General features: G+C 69.9%; 16 protein-coding genes. 5 read left to right on the top strand and 11 right to left on the bottom strand.

Annotated features, from left to right (window positions below; translation table 11 throughout):
- Positions 1-11: 11 nt before the first annotated feature.
- The 10 genes from DMA15_RS06625 to DMA15_RS06580 form a co-directional block, all read right to left on the bottom strand.
- A complete protein-coding gene (locus tag DMA15_RS06625) occupies positions 12-2,174 on the bottom strand; it encodes an NACHT domain-containing protein (protein ID WP_164551700.1) in 2,163 nt (720 codons plus the stop codon).
- A 205-nt stretch (positions 2,175-2,379) separates the two neighbouring features.
- A complete protein-coding gene (locus DMA15_RS06620) occupies positions 2,380-3,180 on the bottom strand; it encodes a phytanoyl-CoA dioxygenase family protein (protein WP_125511718.1) in 801 nt (266 codons plus the stop codon).
- A gap of 4 nt (positions 3,181-3,184) precedes the next feature.
- On the bottom strand, positions 3,185-4,081 hold the full coding sequence (locus tag DMA15_RS06615) for a phytanoyl-CoA dioxygenase family protein (RefSeq protein ID WP_125511717.1): 897 nt from the start codon (positions 4,079-4,081) through the stop codon (positions 3,185-3,187).
- Complete coding sequence (locus tag DMA15_RS06610; RefSeq protein ID WP_125511716.1) at positions 4,074-4,697, bottom strand: hypothetical protein; 624 nt, start codon at positions 4,695-4,697, stop codon at positions 4,074-4,076. Before DMA15_RS06610 ends, DMA15_RS06615 begins: the two co-directional genes overlap by 8 nt.
- A 23-nt stretch (positions 4,698-4,720) precedes the next feature.
- Positions 4,721-6,883, bottom strand: a complete 2,163-nt coding sequence (locus DMA15_RS06605; RefSeq protein WP_125511715.1) for a PDZ domain-containing protein — start codon at positions 6,881-6,883, stop codon at positions 4,721-4,723.
- 165 nt (positions 6,884-7,048) lie between these two features.
- Positions 7,049-7,240: a hypothetical protein gene (locus tag DMA15_RS06600; RefSeq protein ID WP_125511714.1), complete on the bottom strand. Its 192-nt coding sequence runs from the start codon at positions 7,238-7,240 to the stop codon at positions 7,049-7,051.
- A gap of 138 nt (positions 7,241-7,378) precedes the next feature.
- Positions 7,379-8,584 carry a peptidogalycan biosysnthesis protein gene (locus DMA15_RS06595; protein ID WP_164551699.1) on the bottom strand — a complete coding sequence of 402 codons (1,206 nt, stop codon included), beginning with the start codon at positions 8,582-8,584 and terminating at the stop codon, positions 7,379-7,381.
- Positions 8,585-8,618: 34 nt separating this feature from the next.
- Entirely contained in the window at positions 8,619-9,455 is an 837-nt protein-coding gene (locus DMA15_RS06590; protein ID WP_125511712.1) for a methyltransferase domain-containing protein, read from the bottom strand.
- Positions 9,443-10,177 (bottom strand): 2OG-Fe(II) oxygenase, encoded by a 735-nt coding sequence (locus DMA15_RS06585; protein ID WP_125511711.1) that lies wholly within the window; start codon positions 10,175-10,177, stop codon positions 9,443-9,445. Before DMA15_RS06585 ends, DMA15_RS06590 begins: the two co-directional genes overlap by 13 nt.
- Complete coding sequence (locus DMA15_RS06580) at positions 10,174-11,469, bottom strand: MFS transporter (RefSeq protein WP_164551698.1); 1,296 nt, start codon at positions 11,467-11,469, stop codon at positions 10,174-10,176. Before DMA15_RS06580 ends, DMA15_RS06585 begins: the two co-directional genes overlap by 4 nt.
- A 302-nt stretch (positions 11,470-11,771) precedes the next feature.
- Here DMA15_RS06580 and DMA15_RS06575 point away from each other — a divergent pair, with 302 nt between their 5' ends.
- The 4 genes from DMA15_RS06575 to DMA15_RS06560 all read left to right on the top strand — a co-directional run bounded on the left by DMA15_RS06575 (position 11,772) and on the right by DMA15_RS06560 (position 16,222).
- Entirely contained in the window at positions 11,772-13,397 is a 1,626-nt protein-coding gene (locus tag DMA15_RS06575) for a radical SAM protein (protein ID WP_164551697.1), read from the top strand.
- Positions 13,384-14,406, top strand: coding sequence for an aldo/keto reductase (locus tag DMA15_RS06570; protein ID WP_125511708.1), 1,023 nt, complete (start codon positions 13,384-13,386; stop codon positions 14,404-14,406). The genes DMA15_RS06575 and DMA15_RS06570 overlap by 14 nt, the downstream gene beginning before the upstream one ends.
- Before the next feature lie 112 nt (positions 14,407-14,518).
- Entirely contained in the window at positions 14,519-15,421 is a 903-nt protein-coding gene (locus tag DMA15_RS06565; RefSeq protein ID WP_125511707.1) for a tRNA (adenine-N1)-methyltransferase, read from the top strand.
- Positions 15,422-15,634: 213 nt separating this feature from the next.
- Positions 15,635-16,222 (top strand): hypothetical protein, encoded by a 588-nt coding sequence (locus tag DMA15_RS06560; protein WP_125511706.1) that lies wholly within the window; start codon positions 15,635-15,637, stop codon positions 16,220-16,222.
- Positions 16,223-16,241: 19 nt separating this feature from the next.
- Here the strand turns inward: DMA15_RS06560 and DMA15_RS06555 are convergent, their stop codons facing one another.
- Positions 16,242-16,565, bottom strand: a complete 324-nt coding sequence (locus DMA15_RS06555) for a ferredoxin (protein WP_125511705.1) — start codon at positions 16,563-16,565, stop codon at positions 16,242-16,244.
- Between the two features lie 253 nt (positions 16,566-16,818).
- Here DMA15_RS06555 and arc point away from each other — a divergent pair, with 253 nt between their 5' ends.
- On the top strand, positions 16,819-18,585 hold the full coding sequence (gene arc / locus DMA15_RS06545) for a proteasome ATPase (protein WP_125511704.1): 1,767 nt from the start codon (positions 16,819-16,821) through the stop codon (positions 18,583-18,585).
- The last annotated feature ends 145 nt before the right edge of the window (positions 18,586-18,730 follow it).

The following is an 18,730-nucleotide window of genomic DNA, read 5'->3' as shown; positions in this document are numbered from 1 at the left end:
CGCCGCTCTCCTTAATCCGCCCTCGCCCTGTGCCGATCGGCCAGCCGGTCCTGGAGGCGGGCGTGGCGGAACTCGTACACCGCTCCCGCCTGGCGCAAGACACCGCGCTGATGGGCGTCGTCGAGGAAGCGCATCAGCCGCCAGGGCAGGTGGCCGCGCAGAGCGAGCCAGGCCCGGCTGAGCGAGTACCAGCCCCACGTACTGGCGGCGAGGCCGGTCTGGAAGCGCCCGGCGAGGCGCCCGGCCACGCCCACGGCGAAACCGCCGCCGAGTCCGGCGGTCAGGGCCCAGGTGAGGCCGGCGTCGGCCCCGAAGCCGTACCGTCTGGCGGCGAGGCCGGCCAGCAGGCCCGCGCTGAGGGATTCCACGACGAGCCTGACGCCGCTGACCAGCCGGTCGTTGCGCAGCGAGGCCTGGGCGCTGGGAGAGCGAATGGTGTCGGCCGGGGTGTTGAGCCACATCATGGCCGCGAAGGCGATCCCGACGCTCAGGCCCGCTATACCGGAGGTCTTCATCGCGGGCTCCAACCCGCCTCCCATGTCGACCCCCAGGCCCGCCGCGAGGCCGAAGGCGAAGGCGGCTCCGGCTCCCATCGTGAGGCCGACGGCCAGGCCCAGGACGAGCTTTCTGCCGAACAGCCTTATCCGGCCGCGTATTTGGAGGTTGACGTAACCGGGGTGGGAGGGAGCCATGGCCAGCAGGCCCGCGCTGAAGCCGCCCGCGAGTCCCGCCGTCATGCCGACGGAGAAGCCTGCCCCGACTGCCACACCGAGCCCGGCGACAGCCCCTGTCAGCAGCTCCAGCACTATGCCGATGGCTCGGCGCACGGTGGTGGGGACGATCCAGTGCAGTTGCCACCAGGCCAGTTCGCGCGTCGCGTGCCGCTCCATCTTGGTGGCAAGGAACGTCAGCCACCGGCAGGCCAGTTCCGGTGGGTATTGGCGCAGATCGCTGCTCGGCCGGACATCCGGGGGCGGGGGCGGGGGCGGATGGTGGGTGTAGGCGGAGGGGATGAACGCGTCCAGCAGGTGCCCCTCGACGGCGGCCTGGTCGCCGAATCGGGCGGTGTCGAGCAGCTCGGCGGGATCGGCTGCGGGCGGGGCGTAGATGACGCGGGCCAGGGCTGCCATGAGCGGTGAGGACAGCGCCTGGGCCAGCGGCCCGTCGGGAGCCGCGCGCATGTGGGCCAGCACCGGTGTCCATCGGTCCGCGCCCGCGACGCCGCCTTCGGTCAGGAACGCGGCGAACTCGCGCACGCCGACCGGTTCGAGCTCGACCACCGCCGCGGCGGTCAGCACCGTGCCGTCGGCGGCCACCGCGGCCTCGTACTCCTGACTGCGGCAGGTGATCACCAAAGGGGAGCCGGGCGGGGTCTGGTCCAGTGCCTCGATCGCCGCGGTGTGCAGTTCGGCGGGGATCTCGTCAAGGCCGTCGAGGACCGGCACGACATGGCCGTCGGTGACCAGGCGGGACGCTGCCTGGGGGCCGAAGATCTCGATGTTCACCAGTGCCGGGTAGTCCTCGACGAGGCGACGGATCACCCACGCGTGCAGGTGCTCGGTGCGCGGATCCCACGAGGAGAGCGACAACAGCACCGGGACCGGCCCTCCGTGGGCGCTTCGGTGCTTCAGCAGTCCCAGGGTGAGCAGGATGGCCAGCACGGTCTTGCCCGCCCCCGGGGCGCCGAGCAGCACCAGTCGGCGCTGGGGCAGCCGCAGGTACTTCTCCGCCACGTCTTCGACCCCGCCGCGCAGGCGGAGCCGCAACGGCCGCCCGCCCACCGCGCCCTCACCGAGGACCGCGGCGGCGGACGCGGTGACCGGGCGGCCGGTCGACGACCAACTGACCTGGAGCGGTTGCGGGCGGTGCAGTACGCGTGTCTGCGCCTCGGCACTCCACTGGCGGTGAACTGTCTGCGCCAGCTCCTGCGCCGCGTGGCGCAGCCGCTCCTCACCTTCGCTCCCGGGGTGCGGGTGCGCCGCCGCCTCCTGGCGGCGGCGCGCCTCCAGCACGGCCGCGATTCCCGCCGCCGCGACGGCGAGGGGCCAGGCCAGCCACAGGTGTGGCCGAATCTTCTCCGGCACGGAGTTGCTGGCGATGTTGGTGGTCAACGGAACCACCAACACGGTCAGCACGAAGATCGACACGACCGTGAACTGCGAGGGACCCCTCACCGGCCGACACCTCCCCGGCGTCGCGTCCCCCCAGCATGCCGAGGCAAGTGGCTTGATGTCTCCCCTTGTGGGAAGTGCCGCCACGACTTCGCCGCATCAGCCTCAGCCGTGCTCTCTCACCCGGCATTCGCCACGACACGCGCCGTCGCGTGCGCGGTCGCGAACAGCCGGACAGGCGCGGATCGAGGGCCGGTTCGCCGGACGGCTACGGGTAGAAGCCCCGGTAGGTGGAGGAGCGCGCGACCCTCCGGAGCCTGCCCTGCGCCAGATACCCGGCGCGGTGCAGGGTGTCGGTGTCGAACACGGCGAGCGAGCCGGCCGGGCCCGTGAACTGCACCCGCTTGGCCCGCAGGAACATCTTGAACTGGCCGTAGAGGACGTAGAACAGCTCTTCCGAGAACGAGCTGAAGACCTTGAAACGGATCTTGTTGTAGTCGTCGAGCCGCAGCCACTCCTGGATGCGGATGTCCCGGGTGCGCAGATGTGTCCCGGGGATGGCCTCGAAGGGGCCGTTGTTCTCGTCGACGTCGTCGAGGTAGACGAGGAACTTCAGGGTCCCTATGTCGTCGAAGTGGAAGTCCAGGATCTCGTCGGCGGCACGGTAGTCGTGGGTGAGGATGACCCACCGGTTGAGGGTGTTCGGCGTGCCCAGATACCCGTTCGCGATGTCGGCGAGCGCGGGCGACCGGAAGATCTCCGCGATGTCCTTGTGCCGCTCACCCACCTCCGGCATGGTCAGCTTGAGCTGTTCGCCGGTGACCGTCCTGCCGTAGCGCCGGGAGAGGTTCTTGCCGGTGTCGGTCAGGCCCTCGGGTTCGCCCTGCTCGACCCGGAAGGCGGTGTCGAACTCGTCGGCGGCCGACTTCACGTCCGTCAGCCAGCCCGGAACGAACGCCACCCCGTACGCCCTGACACGCTCCACCACGTCCTCGGTGAAGCTGGGGCTCGCCGCGTCGACGAGCAGCCGGTCCCGGCCGGGGATGTCGGTGATCGGTGAGATGTCCATGCGGTTACGCCCCCTCGCGCGCCGTCTCCAGCATCAGCTGGAACTCGATCCTCTCGAAGTCGGTCTCCCGGGGCACTGTCCGCACCCGCACGCCGAGCGGCAGCTCCACCCAGCCCCTGTCGGACCAGCCCTCGGTCAGCACGCTCCAGTTGGGCAGCTTCGGGAACATGTGCGGCAGGGCGAGGCCGCTGCGCAGGGGACGGCTCACGGGCTGGTGGCGCAGCTCCATGGCGAGGCAGGCCTGCCCGGACTCCTGCGGCAGCGAGGCGTTGACGGTCAGACTGTGGAACATCAGCACGTCACCGGGCTCGTAGGAGGCGCTCGTCCAGCGCGGGTCGTCGTCGGCGACGTGGAAGAAGAACTCCGGCGTGACCGGCAGGTCCGGTCGGCGCAACCCCTCCAGATGGGAGCCCGGCAGCACCGCGAGGCCGCCGGATCCGGGCGGGCAGGGCGCCAGCGGGACCCACGAGGTGACCATCCGCGGGGTGCTCTGCGCTATCAGGTACTCCTGGTTCGGCTCGATCTGCCGGAACGGCTGGGGGAATCCCACCCGGACGAACTTCCCGGGATGGCAGAAGACGTCCTCCCCTTGCAGGGCGCTGGCCGCCGCGGTGAGGGCGCTCTCGTGGGCGGCGCGGTGCATCTGCTCCAGCGCCTGGATCTCGCGGTAGGCGAGGAGGAAGTCGGCGCGGTCCTCGGGCCGCCCGGTGACCCGGGCCGTGCCCTCCGTGTCGTCGACCCAGCCGTGCCGGGCCAGGATCGCCGCGATCCGCCCGCGGACGTCCGCCAGGACGGCGGGGTCGAGGAGCCCGCGCAGGAATACGTATCCGTCCTCCGCGAACCTGCCGCGCAACGCCTCCGGGTCCGCGAGCAGCGCCGCGGAGTCGACGAGCTCACGCATCCTGGGCCGCCCGCGCCGGGTCGGCCACGCGCAGGGCCTCGGCCAACCGGTCCCGGTCCAGGCGCAGATGCTCCACGGTGTAGGTGTCGTCGCCGGTGAACGGGTTCTCGGCCACCGGGGCGCCGCGGACCATCAGTGACACGGTCTCGGGGCGTGGGGACAGCACGCAGTGGTACGTGGCCCAGTGCAGCAGCAGCTGTCCGCCGCGTCCGACGAACTCGTTCAGGTGCGGCCGAAGCACGGGCTCGTCCACTTCGCCGTCGTTGGCGTAGACGAAGTGCGCGAAGCCACCGTGCAGGACGACCGAGGCGAAGGAGAAGTGGTGCCGGTGGGGGCTGATGGACCCGGCCTTCAGCATCCGGTCGAAGCGGTCCCGGTCGTACAGGTTGAGCACGATGTCGTACCGGCCGGGGCGGCTGAGCACGGGCCAGGCCATCGGTTCGGTGTCGGGCACCCTGATCCTGTGCACGGCACGCAGCTGGGTGGCCTCGTCCGCCTCGGTCACGATCCGCGCCAGATCGGTCTCGACGTGGGTGAGTTCGCGAAAGAGCGTGTCCGCGAGGCTGACGGGGTCGGCCGCGTCGTCCAGCGCGGCCACGAATGCGGTCCAGTCCATGGCTTCTCCTGGTGGTGAGCCGGCTAGAAGGTGAACCTGCTGGCCCTGATGAGCCGGACGGGGCGCCCCAGGTGGCGTTCGATGTCGCGCCAGTGGCGTCCCTGCAGATCGCGGCCGTGCCGGTTGAACCCGGTCTCGGCCATGAGGATCAGGTCGGGCAGCCCCTCGGTCACGGCCCGCGCCTCGATGGCCTGGCAGATGTCACCGATGGTGGACATGTCCATCACCCGGATGTTGCCGCCGAGGAACTCGTTGGTGGACTCCACGAACTCGACCTGGTCGAGGAGTTCCGGGTCGAACCGGCGGAACAGCGCCTCGGCGGCGGGCCGCATCAGCGCGGAGGTGAGCATCCATGTGCGGCCCGCCGAGACCTGGTCGATCTCGGAGCGGATCTGGGCGGCGGCCGAGGCGCTCAGGCAGGGCGCGACCACCACCCCCCACGGGAACAGGTACTTGCACAGCACGTGACCGGCGTACGGGTAAGCGCAGTCCTGCTCGGCCATGTCCAGCCGGAGCTCCTCGCCCTCCCGTTCCACCAGGAGCCCGGCCTTGCCCTTGAGCAGCATCAGGAGCGGGACCACGTCCGCGCGCGTACGGACCGGGAAACCGTTGATCCCGCGGATCACGTCGCCACTGCGCAGTCCGGCGCGGGCGGCGGGCGAGTTGGGCACGGTGCCGACCACGCGGGCGGCGAGCGGGTCGTCCGTGTGGTGGTTCTCCTCCAGCGCGCTCGGGATGGAGAAGACCGGCACGGAGACCTCCGTACGGATCTTCCGTATGGCACGCATGACCGAGGTCCACAGCTCATCGGTGTCGAAGCTGCCCTGGTACGGCAGGTTCCGGGTGTGGCCGGGCAGATTGACCCGCACGAACCCGGCGCCGAGACCGTCGACGATCTTGATCGTCTGGCGCAGGTCCTCGATCGGGAAGTCCGGGAAGGCGGCGAGGCTGATGCCGTACGGGATCTTCCGCGCGGCCAGCTCCCGCAGCGCGGTCAGGGCGGTCCCCGTCTGCTTGCTGCGCTCGTTCATGACGGAGCCCCGGAGGTCCTCGTCGAGGCTGTTGATGGAGACGATGAGGTGGGCCGGCTGCACCCCTTCGAGGAGGTCGAGTACACGGCCGTTGAGCGGGCTGCCGTTGGTGATGAAGTACAGGGCGTCGTCGGTCCGCTCCCGCAGGGCGGGCAGCAGCTGATGCACCTTGGGGTCGACCAGGAACTCGTTGATCTCCCACTGGGCGTGGAAGAGCCCGCTCCGGCCCTTGGGGTCGTAGTACCTGAGGCGGGTCTCCAGCTCGGTGTCCTTGATCACCTTCTGGCCGCGGGCGACCGCGAGGGTCTGCGGATTGCCGTACAGGTAGCAGAACTCGCAGGAGACGTTGCAGACCCGCGCCAGGTACTCGTAGACCTCCGCCGGGTGGCCGTCGGCGGGTATCACCCAGTCCTTCAGGTCGCGCAGCCGGAAGCCGTCGACGGTGCACGGGCGCTCGCCGCGGTGCCGGAACGTCAGCTGCGGAGCGAGCAGGCCCCAGTGCCGGGCGAGCGTGACGATCGTCGCCTCGGTGGCCGCCACGCTGTGCAGTGGCTGGCGCTCCCCGGTGCCCTTCTTGCCGTCGCTGCGGTGCCCGAGCGGCGGCGGGACGCGGGGGTGTGCCACCGCGATCGGGAAGACGCCGTCGGGGGTGCGCAGGGCGTCAGGGAAGACCTCGCGGCCCTCGGCGTCGCACAGCTCCACGCTGTCGAGGAGGGCGGTGAGGAGAGCGACGGGGTAGGGGGGCCGCTCGTCGCCGGAGACGTGGTCGCAGCCCGGCTCGGCCACGGGGTAGGAGAAGACGAAGTCGGGGGAGACGTCGGCGCGGTGGTCCCACTCCACGTGGTCCCCGACGGCCGCACCGCTGCCTCCGGTGACGGCCACTCCCTCGTGGAGGCTGAGGCCGCCGTCTAGGGGAGAGGTCACCGTCAGAAGCGCTTCGAGGTGGGCCAGGTGGAGAGGCAGGGCGGTGGTACGCGGGTCGAGCGGGCGCACCGGTTCGTCGCCGAACAGGTTTCTGAGCCGGAATCCGTGGGGGTGCAGGGGCGATCCGTTCGCCATGGGCGTGCCGGCTGCCAGCGTGGTCGCCAGCACCTCCGCGACGTAGGACGCGAATGCCTGCCGACTGCCGATGGCCTTCTCTTCCAGGGTGGTCACAGACGTTTTCCTTCGAAAGGCTGCGAAGTGAATCCGGCCGGGGAGCGGAGGGGCACTCCGCGGCGCGCCGCGGCATGCCCCTCCGCCGGTGTTTCTCAGGACGTCACCGCGTCAGGACGTCACTGCGTCAGGACGTCACTGCGTCAGGACGTCACCTCACCTACGTCAGACCACGTTGACGTTGGAGATGGCAGCGGTCAGCTGCTTGGAGACGGCCTCGGCGCGGGCGAGCAGGTCGTCCTGCGTCCACCCGTGGGCGTCCATGAGCCCCTGGGCCTTGGCCGGGTCGTTGATCGCCTCGATCAGCTCGGCGACATCGACCCCTTCGAGGTCGGGAGTGGTCTGCAGATCCGCCATCTGTCTCTCCTTCGATACCTGAGGAAAAGCGCCTCCGGAGTGTTCCGGACGCGCACTGACGGTGCCGCGGAGGCAGGGCCTCCGCACCCGGTGCCGCCACCGGCGCCTGGCCGGCGGGTCATCGGGCGACTGGGTGGCTCATGGCTGTGCCGTGACGGAGGCGGGGCCGGCCGCCCAGGGGTACGACGCGAGTTCGCGGCGCCGGGCGGCATCGAGGACGGTGGCAACCGGTGCCGCGAGATCGCGCACGGAATCCGGGACGCGGAGATAACTGACCCGGACGTCCAGCGCGCAGCCCCGAAGAGCTTTGGCGGCGTAAGCCTCCGGACCGTAGAAGATTTCCCGTACGGATTCTTCGACGGCCAGCTGGATGAGCCCGTAATAGCAGAGATTGAAATAGGTGAAAGTCTTTTTCTCGCCTTCCGCGATGCCGATCATCTTGGGGTGGTAAGCGCCCGACACGGCGTAGAAGAGAACGAATCCGCAGAGCTGTCCGTCCCGTTCCGCCTGGAGCACGCGCGCACTGTCCGGGAAGTGCTTCTTGATGGATTCGATGAGCCGCATGGAGGCCGCGTCGTCCGTTTCGTGGCCGTACCGCTTCATATGCAGGGTGTGCAGTGAAGCGTGTGCCTCGCCGAATTCAGCCAGCGGGATTTCGCGCAGCTCCATCCCGGCGCGCGCAAAGGCCCGCATCTCGCTGCGGTACTTGCGCCTGCGGTCGGTGTGGAGATCCGCCAGATAGCCGTCCAGGCTCTGCCAGGGAGTGCGCAGCGCACAGTCGCCGACGGCGGCGAACGGCAGATAGCCCCGGGCGAGCAGAGCCTGGCCGAGATCCCCCGCGGCCTCGGCCTCGGGCACGTGCATCACCGCGACGCTCGGAGCGCCCTGACGGTCCGCCAAGTCCTCCAGTGCGCACAGGAGTTCGTCGATCACCTCCGGTCCCGCGGTCCGGTCGCGCAGCAGGCCGGGCAGATAGCCGCCGGGCAACACGCTGACCAGCGTGGGGTACAGCTCGGCCAGCGCCTCGGACAGCTGGGGCCGCGCTCCTTCGAGCACCTGGCGTTCGTCGGCGGTGAGATGGGGCACGAGTGAGGGCTGCGGCTGGGAGAGCAGTGCCAGCGGGTTGTTGAAGACCCAGCCGTCGGGGCCGGTCGGATAGGCCACCAGGCCACCGGTCGGCTCGGCACCCTCGCTGTGGCCGTCGAACACCAGATAGTGGCGGTCCACCTCGGGGCGCTCGGCCGTGGCCAGCCAGGCGGGCAGCGCGTAGAGGCTGTCCGCGAGGCGGGTCCAGTCGTCGCCGAGATCGGCGATCCGGATCGCGTGCCGGGTGGTGGCCGTCATGGTGTGGGCTCTCCTTCGGGAGGCGGCTGGGCTGTCAGCGAGGGAAGTCGTAGACCCGCAGGCGGTCCCCGACAGCCGTGGGCGAGCCGTCGAAGCGGACATGGGCCAGCTCGAAGAGCCGGTCGAGCAAGGGCGGCGCGTCGGCCGGCCGGCTCCACACCACCGGCGACGGGGTGACCCGCTCGACCATGCCCTGCGCGCGCAGGAACGCCTCGGTCCGGGAGTTGGAGACGGCGATCATGGCCTGTCCGCCCGGCCGCAGCACCCGGCGGATCTCGGCCAGGCCGCGCAGCCCGCCGCGCTCCTCGGAGGACTGGTAGGCGAAACAGGAGACCACGGCGTCGGCGGAGGCGTCGTCGAGCGGGATGTCGTCGAAGGTGCCGATGCCGAACGAGACGTGCGGCTGGTCCTGGTACGCGTCCCGGGCGATGTCCAGCAGCGGACCGGCGGGGTCGAACCCCCACACCTTGCGGGCCACGGGGGCGAGGTGGCCGATCACCTTGGCGGTCCCGGTGCCGATGTCGACGACGTCCTTCCCCCTCAACTCCCCGAGCGGGAACGCCTCATGGAGCGGGACGGCCTGACAGGCCGAGAAGAGCCGGTAGATCTGGGGGTGCTTGCGATAAACGATCTCCCAGAAGTAGACGGAGAGCACCTGGGTCTGGGCCGTCAGGACATCAGCGGTGGCGGCCGTGGCGTCGGCGTCGGTGTCGGCGTCGGGGAGATGCGCCAGGACATGCTCACGGGTCCGCGGCTTGGCGCCGGTCAGCGCCGTCGCGATCACCCGCGGTGCGAGTCCCTGCGCCTCGGGCCGGAACCTGGTGCGCAGATAATCCGGGTCGAGGTATACGAGGTCGTCTATCCAGAGCATGGTCCGGCAGTCCCTTCCGCGGTGGCCCAGGACGTGCTCTGGGCGTAACACCAGAACTGGAGCTCGTGGAGCGGAGTGGGCGCGCGGACGCGGGTGATGGACTTGCGTGTCACGGTCCGCACGTCGAAGACGGTGAGTGTGTTGAAGTCGGGGTGGATGCGGAGCGGCCGGCCGGTGCCCGCCTGGATCTCCAGGTGACCGCCGGACTCGGCGGCGGACCAGCCGGGCGTGAGGAAGAGGTGGCCGCTGAGCACGCGGCCGAGCCGGTCCTCACTGTGCGGGCCGATGAAGTTGCCCTCGGCGTACTGCCGCCCCATGACCCGGATCATGGTGAGGGGCGAGCCGCTGACGGCGCGGAAGAAGTCCAGGAGGTCGGCGAGTTCGGCCATGGTGAGCGGGCACGAGCCGTCCAGCCTCCGCTGCCCCGGCCGGTACGACCACGAACGGGTCGATCCCATCCAGTAGTAGCGCTCCTCGGCGGGCGCGGCACGGAACTCGCGCAAGGTCACATGGCGTCCCTTGGTCTCCGCCAGCGCCCGCGGGTCCGTGGGCACGAGACCGCACGCGTCGTCGAAGGCGGCCCGGTCCGACAGCTCGGCGCTGAGCTGAAGGGCGCGGGAGTGCGGAAGCAGCTCCGGGATGGTGACGTGCCGCAACGGACTGTCCCGTAACTCCCGTGCGTACTGCGGGAGTTGGCTCAACTGCTCGGTGGCCAGGGTCACGCGGCCTCCTTCACTGCGGCGGGCAGGCGGCGGTCGGCGGCGCGGCTGATGAAGAGCTGCGTCACGACGGCGGCGGCGCCGATGACGGCGCAGGTCCCCCACAGCACGCCGGGTCCGAGCCCGTACAGGGACGCGCCGCCCAGGGGAGCGAGCAGGGCGGCGGCGCTGATACCGCTGCCGTAGATGCCCTGGTAGCGGGCGCGCAGCCGCTCGGGTGCCAGCCGGGAGACGAAAGCCGGGCCGAGGGAGGTGAAGCCGATCTCGCCGAGGCTCCACACCACCACGGTGACGATGAGCAGCGGCAGGTTGCCGACCAGCCCGGTGAGGGCGAATCCTCCGCAGGTGAGCGCGTACGACACGACGAGCCCGGTGGTCTCGGAGTGCTTCTCCATCAACCGCAGCACCAGCGGCTGGCATACGGCGACGACGATGCCGTTGCACGCGATGGCGAAGCCGTAGTCGGCCGCCGTCATGCCGCCGTTGACGATGGAGAGCGGCAGCGTGGTGAAGTTCTGGAAGTACACGGCGAACACGCCGCACGTCACCAGGAGGAAGCCGAGCAGCAGCGGATCCCTGAGGAGCACATCGCGGCGGCTTCCGGTGGCGCTCGGGTCGACGCCCTCTGCTTGCACGGGGCCGAGCCCCTCGGTCCTGTCGGGCACCGGCTCACTCCCGGCGGGCCGGCCCACCGCTCCCAGCAGCACGACAACGCCGAACAGCGCGGTCGTGGCCGCGTCGGCCACCAGCAGCAGAGGGAGGTGGTCCCGGCTCAGCAGGCCGCCGACCACGCCCGCCACGGGGATGCCGAGATTGCTCGCCCAGTGCAGCATGCTGTAGGCCCGAACCCGTCGGTTCTCCGGTACGAGGTCGGCGACGAGCGCGTTCAGGCCGGGCCGGTGCAGGTCGCCCACCAGGCCCAACAGCACTACTACGCAGGCGAGTTGGGCGACGGTGTCCGCGGCGACCAGCAGGAGCAGCACGACGGTCGTGAGGAACAGCCCGGAGGCGATCACCAGCCGTCGCTGGAAGCGGTCGGCGAGGAAGCCGCCCACGATGTTCGAGACCATCATCCCCGCGCCCTGCAGGGTGATCAGCAGACCGGCCGTGGCGACCGACATGCCCTGACGCTCGGTCATATAGATGACCAGGAAGGGCGCGGCGAACGTACCGACGCGATTGCAGAGGGTGCCCGACCAGAGCACCCAGAAGGGCCGGGGGAGTCCCAGCACTTCCCGCGTGTCGGTCGGCGGGGGCTCGGGGGTGGAGGACAGAGCCGCACGCTCGTGAGCCACTGATACGTCCCCCTCGCCGTCTACGTGCGCGATCCTTCGGGCCTCCGCCGCGAACCGTCCGCCGGAGGTTCCGCAGTGGGCCGCGTCATACGCATTGGCCAGATTCGGGACCCTAAGACGCCACCTGGCCGGAGGTCAAGCAGTAAACATCCGGTCAGGGAAAGCATTGCGCCATGTCGGGGAGAGCGAAGATCCCGTTTGCCTCGGGCGCGCCCCGGGTAGCATGTGTCGTCGCTTCGTCAGCCCTCTCGCATCACAGCATTCTCGCAATATTTCCGCGATCAACGGGAGCGTTTATGTCCGTGACTGCTGCTCTGGTCCGACCACCCGTGGATGTGCTCCACAAGTTCTCGAAGCCGGTCGAATGCCTGGCTCTCGGCTATCTCGCGGCGGGCCTGCGGGCCCGTCACCACGAGGCCGTTCTGATCGACGGCATGCTTTACGACTGGTCCGTGCAGAAAACGGCGGACGAGATAATCCAAAGCAAACCCGACATTGTCGGCTTCACCGTGGTGCTCAATCATTTTCCGGAGCAAGTGGAGCAGATATCGCTGCTTCTGCGCGAAAGCGGGTTCTCCGGGCCGATCGTGGTCGGCGGGCACGCGGTCTCCTTCTACCCCGACCGGATCCTGGCCAGTGCGCCGGTGGTCGACGCGGTGGTGTGCGGCGAGGGCGAGCTGGCCCTCGCCGACATCGCCGACGCGATCGCGAACGGGGCGGACTGGACGGCCACGGCCGGGGTGGTCACCCGCGGCGGCAGCGGCGTCGTCCGCAGAGGCGTGCAGCGGGTGACCGACGTCGACCTGCTCGGCAACCCGGCCCGCGACCTGACCCAGGCGGTCATCGACAACGACGGCCTCGCCGCCATGTCCACCAGCCGCGGCTGCTACGCCCGCTGCAACTTCTGCAGCATCCCGAGGTTCTACGGCCTGGAGCGCGGCGGGAAGGGCCTGGCCTCCGGCGACTGGCTCGGCCGGCCCGCCGACAGCATGGCCGACGAGGTCCTGGACCTGCACGAACGGTTCGGTCTGCTGGAACTGCTCATCGTCGACGACGAGTTCTTCGGCGGATCCGAGGTCGGGTTCGAGCGTGCGGTGGAGTTCGGGGACCGGCTCTCCCGGGCCGGGGCGCCGGCCGGTCTCACCATCTCCTTCCGCGCCGAGAACGCGCGGGAGTCGGTGCTCACCCGCCTGATGGAGGGCGGCCTCCAGCACTGCTTCATCGGCCTGGAGTCCGGGGTCGACGAGGACTTGAAGCTCTACGGAAAGGGCCAGTCGGCCGACCAGAACGCGCAGGCCGTCCGGCTGGTGAAGAAGCTGGGACTCTCCTTCCAGCCCGGCTTCATGATGTTCCACTACGACTCGTCCATCCGGCAGTTGCGCCGCAACATGGAGTTCCTGCGCTCCATCGGCGAATGCAAACCGGTGACCGTGAACAGCGCGGTCGACCCGCACTTCGGCGCACCCATCACCCGGGTCATGAACCGCGCCGGAGTGGTCGACGACCACGGCACCCGGATGACGATGCGCTACCGCGACCCGCGCGTCCACACCGTACGCAGAGTGGCGGAGCTGGCGGCGGACGCGTTCCGCGAGTACATGAACATCATCGCGACCCTCCAGTCGGCCATCACCTACGAGTGGCGACGCGTCGTGCCCGGGCGGGATCCGGAGGTCGCGAGGGCCTTGGACGCGTTCGAGGCGACGGTCAACGACAAGTTCGTACGCATCGTCGACGAGTCGCTCGACCTGGTCGAGCGGGAGCCCGAGCTGCCCGCCGAGGAGGCGATGGCGTGGGCGAGGGAACGCACGGAACAGGTCCGCACGGAACTCCGGCTGCCGCAGTCGCTCCTCCTGATGTTGCTGCAACGCAAGGAGGGCGAACCCCGCTACTGGACTCAGCGTGAGCTGATCGATGCCCGCCGGTGAGCCGACGGCCGACCGGCACGTACAGGTAGAGGAGTGCGTCGAGGAGCGGATCGTGCTCGGCACCTGGGGCCTCAGCGGCCCGGTGGAAGCGGCGGACGGCCCCGCGGGCTACCCGGGCAGGCCGAGCCACTGCTTCGACGAGGTGCTGGACGCCGCCTACCGGGCGGGGGTGCGCTGGGTCGACACCGCACCGGGCTATGGCGCGGGCTCCGGCCTCGTCCGGCTCGCCGCGTGGCAGCGCAGCCGCGGCGCCGCGTTCCGGGTGGTGATGAAGCCGGGCCGCCCGCACGGCCCCGGCGGCCCGCGCAGCGATCTGCGCGTCGGCTCCCTGCGCAGGGAGATCGACGCCGGGGCGGAACTGGTCGGTCCGCCCGCCGCCGTCCTGGTCAAGGACCCGCCGGAGGAAGCCTTCCGGGACGGTGTGCTGGCCGAGGTGCTCGGCGAGCTGGCCTCCGCGTTGCCGGGGACCAGAGTCGGCGTGGCCACGCACCGGCTCGACCTGGTGCCGTATCTGCCGGAGCCGGCGGAGCTGGACGCGCGGGCAGGGGCGCAGGTGCAGCCGCACGCCGCGAGCCCCGTCGTCCAGATGGAACATCACGCGGTGAACCGGACGGTCGCCGTCCCCGCCGCGGCGCACGCCCGCCGACGAGGCTGGGAAGTCTGGGGCATGCAGCCGCTCGCCTACGGTTTCCTCGCCGGACGGTACGGCCCCGACACCCGTTTCGCCGCCGACGACTGGCGTTCCCGGCTGCCGCGGCAGGCCCGCTCGGCGCTGGCGGCCGGCGCCCGAGGCTTCGCCGCGTCGCTCCCGTCCCCCTTCTCCTCCCGTCCGCCGGCCGAGTGCGCGCTCGCCTGGTGCCTCACCGACCCCTCGCTGCAACGGATCGTGGTCGGCCCGCGGACCGGCGCGCAGTTCGCGTCGGTGCTGGGGGCCATGAGCCTGGCCAGGGATCCGCGGTTCACCGCCCACGCGGCGGCGGCGCGCGGGGCGTACGGCGTTCCCCACTGACCGCACACCCTCGAAACCGATCGCACACCCTCGAAACGCATACGAACGCATATTCGAGCCCGCTCGTGAAGCGGTGGTCCGAGGGCCCCGCCGCGGCCGGTAGTCTGGTCACATGTCCGAACCGACCGGTGCCGCCCGCCGTCGCGGGCCCTTCAAGGTCGGGGACCAGGTCCAGCTCACCGACCCCAAGGGACGCCACTACACGTTCACGCTCGAGGCCGGGAAGAATTTCCACACCCACAAGGGTTCCTTCCCCCACGACGAGCTGATCGGCGCTCCCGAGGGCAGTGTTGTCCGAACCACGGGAAACGTCGCCTACCTGGCGCTGCGCCCCCTGCTCCCCGACTACGTCCTGTCCATGCCCCGCGGCGCCGCCGTGGTCTACCCCAAGGACGCGGGGCAGATCCTGGCCTTCGCCGACATCTTCCCCGGCGCACGCGTCGTCGAGGCGGGCGTGGGCTCCGGCTCGCTCAGCAGCTTCCTGCTGCGCGCCATCGGCGACCAGGGAATGCTGCACTCCTACGAGCGCCGCGAGGACTTCGCCGAGATCGCCCAGCAGAACGTGGAGCGCTACTTCGGCGGCCCCCACCCCGCCTGGCAGCTCACCGTCGGCGACCTCCAGGACAACCTCAGCGACACCGAGGTCGACCGCGTCATCCTCGACATGCTCGCCCCCTGGGAGTGCCTGGAGGCCGTCTCCAAGGCGCTCGTCCCCGGCGGCATCCTCTGCTGCTACGTGGCGACCACCACCCAGCTCGCCAGGACCGTCGAGTCCATCCGTGAGATCGGCGGCTTCAACGAGCCGACCGCCTGGGAATCGATGATCCGCAACTGGCACATCGAGGGCCTCGCCGTCCGCCCCGACCACCGCATGATCGGCCACACCGGCTTCCTGCTCACCGCCCGCCGCCTCGCGGACGGCGTCGAGCCGCCCATGCGCCGCCGCCGCCCCGCCAAGGGCGCCTACGGCGAGGACTACTCCGGCCCGAACGCCGACGGCGGCACCCCGCGCTGACCCGCGCGAGGGGCCCCGTCCAATGAGCAGGCGCCGCCGCCGAGTTCCCTGACCGACCAGGGAACTCGGCGGCGGCGCCGTTTCGTTGACAGGGCACCAGCCGCGTACCAAAAGAGCTGCGAGTACCCACGTACCCCGGTGTTCCACCTCTCTGTGACCTATGGCACGATGCTGGCCACCCCACCGGCACAGCCCTCACAGGAGACACTCCTCGTGCAGCACCCCGCCGTCCCGGAACTGGCGCACACCCTCGCCCGCCCCGTCCACTGGCTGGCCACCGCCGCCGCGCTGGCCGCAGTCGTCGCGGGCTCCGCCTTCCTGCAGCCGGACCCCGCGACCGCCGCCCAGACCGGACCCAAGACGCACAGCAGAGCCGCCGCGGGCGCGCCCGCACCGGCCGCGGCGCCCGACGCCGCCGCCGTGGACTTCCCCCTCGACTGCGGCACGGTGAAGCCCGTGGTGGAGAAGAAGGCCACCGGCGACCTCGACGGCGACGAAAGGCCCGAGACCGTCGCCGTCGTGCACTGCCGGGCCGGCTCGGGCACCCCGCCCGACGGCGTCTATGTGGTCACCCGCCCCGAGGCGGGCGAGCCACGCGTGGTGGCCACCCTCGTCGACCCGAAGGACCGGCTGACCGTGACCGACTTCGCCGTGGGTGACGGCGCGGTCACCGCGACCCTCCTCGGCTACTCCTCGCTCGCCGTCCCCCGGTGCTGCCCCGACCGCGAGGACGCCGCCAAGTGGCGATGGAAGGACGGCGCGTTCGCGCGGACGACCCCCGCCGAGGCGCGGAGCGTATGAGGCGACGGAGGCCGCTGACTCACTGAGCGTCGGGGCCGTACACCTCGACCCTGTCCGAAACCCGACGTACGTGGATGCAGTCGCCCGGACACTCCTTCGCGGAGTCCGCGACATCGCGAAGGAGCGGCAGGGGCACGGGCGTCGTGGCCCCTGGGGCCTGGAGCAACTCGTCGTCGCCGCTCTTCACATAGGCAAGGCCGTCGATGTCCAGCTCGAAGACCTCGGGCGCGTACTGCGCGCAGATGCCGTCTCCTGTGCAGAGGTCCTGGTCGATCCAGACCTCCAGCAGATCGTCGCAGCCGCTGCCCTCACTGCCGGTCTCGGCGTCGTGCCGCACGGTCATCTCTCCTGCCGGTCGCTGCGTCGAGCGGCCTGACCAATCGGTAAGTCCGGCCAGCTCTGACGGGTGTTGAACACTTCGACGATACAACCGCCCGCTTTCCGATGTTGTTGGGTGGGTAATGAGCTGGTGTGAGGGAGAGCGCAAGGGTGAAGATCGGACACACCCCCTCGTCTTTGTGATCTAGGGGTTTCAATCGACACCCACCCAGGTAGGGTCTGGAAGCGTCCAGCTCCCCTTGGAGGAGGTGAGGACCGTGGCAGCCCACGACGACGACATCAACCGCGGCATCCGGCCGGGCAGAGGGTCTGAGGACCCCGCCGGTCAGGTTGCCTATCTCGAGCAGGAAATCGCCGTCCTGCGACGCAAGCTCGCCGACTCTCCGCGTCATACGAGGATTCTCGAAGAGCGGATCGTCGAGCTGCAGACCAACCTGGCCGGCGTGTCCGCGCAGAACGAGCGGCTCGCCAACACGCTCCGCGAGGCCCGAGACCAGATCGTGGCCCTCAAGGAGGAAGTCGACCGGCTCGCACAGCCGCCGGCCGGCTTCGGAGTCTTCCTCGTGGCGAACGAGGACGGCACGGCGGACATCTTCACCGGCGGCCGAAAGCTCCGGGTGAACGTCAGCCCCAGCGTGGAGCTCGAAGAGCTCAAGCGCGGCCAGGAAGTAATGCTCAACGAAGCGCTCAACGTGGTCGAGGCCATGGAGTACGAGAGCGTCGGCGACATCGTCACCCTCAAGGAGATCCTCGAGGACGGCGACCGAGCCCTGGTGGTCGGGCACACCGACGAAGAACGGGTGGTGCGGCTCGCCGAACCACTCCTCGACGTCACGATCCGCCCCGGCGACGCCCTCCTGCTCGAACCCCGCTCCGGCTACGTCTACGAGGTCGTGCCCAAGAGCGAGGTCGAGGAACTGGTCCTCGAAGAAGTCCCCGACATCAGCTACGAGAAGATCGGCGGTCTCGGCGGCCAGATCGAGATGATCCGGGACGCCGTCGAGCTTCCGTACCTCTACCCCGACCTCTTCAAGGAGCACGAACTGCGGCCGCCCAAGGGCGTCCTGCTGTACGGGCCCCCCGGCTGCGGAAAGACGCTGATCGCCAAAGCCGTCGCCAACTCCCTTGCCAAGAAGGTCGCCGAGGTCACCGGGCAGCCCGCGGGGAAGAGCTACTTCCTCAACATCAAGGGCCCCGAACTCCTCAACAAGTACGTCGGCGAGACCGAGCGCCACATCCGCCTGGTCTTCCAGCGTGCCCGGGAGAAGGCGAGCGAGGGCACCCCCGTCATCGTCTTCTTCGACGAGATGGAATCCCTCTTCCGCACCCGCGGATCCGGTGTCAGCTCGGACGTGGAGAACACCATCGTCCCCCAGCTGCTCGCCGAGATCGACGGCGTGGAAGGGCTGGAGAACGTCATCGTCATCGGCGCCTCCAACCGCGAGGACATGATCGACCCCGCGATCCTGCGCCCCGGACGCCTCGACGTGAAGATCAAGATCGAGCGTCCGGACGCCGAGGCGGCGAAGGACATCTTCGCCAAGTACCTCACCGAACGGCTCCCGCTGCACGCCGACGACCTGGCCGAGCACAGCGCCGACCGGCGCAGCACGGTCCAGGGCATGATCCAGTCCGTCGTCGAGCAGATGTACGCCGAATCCGAGGAGAACCGCTTCCTCGAGGTGACGTACGCCAATGGCGACAAGGAGGTCCTGTACTTCAAGGACTTCAACTCCGGCGCCATGATCGAGAACATCGTGGGCCGCGCCAAGAAGATGGCCATCAAGGCCTTCCTCGAAGCGAACCAGAAGGGCATCAGGGTCTCCCACCTCCTCCAGGCTTGCATCGACGAGTTCAAGGAGAACGAGGACCTGCCCAACACCACCAACCCGGACGACTGGGCCCGGATCTCCGGAAAGAAGGGCGAGCGGATCGTATACATCCGCACGCTCGTCACCGGAAAGCAGGGCGCGGACACCGGACGCTCCATCGACACGGTGGCCAACACCGGTCAGTACCTGTAGTAACGCGGGGCGGCTGCGGGTGTCCTTCATGGGTACCCGCAGCCGTCTGCTTTTCAATGAAGGCAATGATCTCCCCACCAGCGCAAAGGCGTTCTAGGCTCTTCGGTACCGCCGAGTCGCGCAGTGCGGGGACGGGCACCGCACA

It is taken from the genome of Streptomyces sp. WAC 01529 (assembly GCF_003945545.1).
Lineage (GTDB): Bacteria > Actinomycetota > Actinomycetes > Streptomycetales > Streptomycetaceae > Streptomyces > Streptomyces anatolicus.
This window is presented reverse-complemented; position numbering and strand designations above follow the sequence as displayed.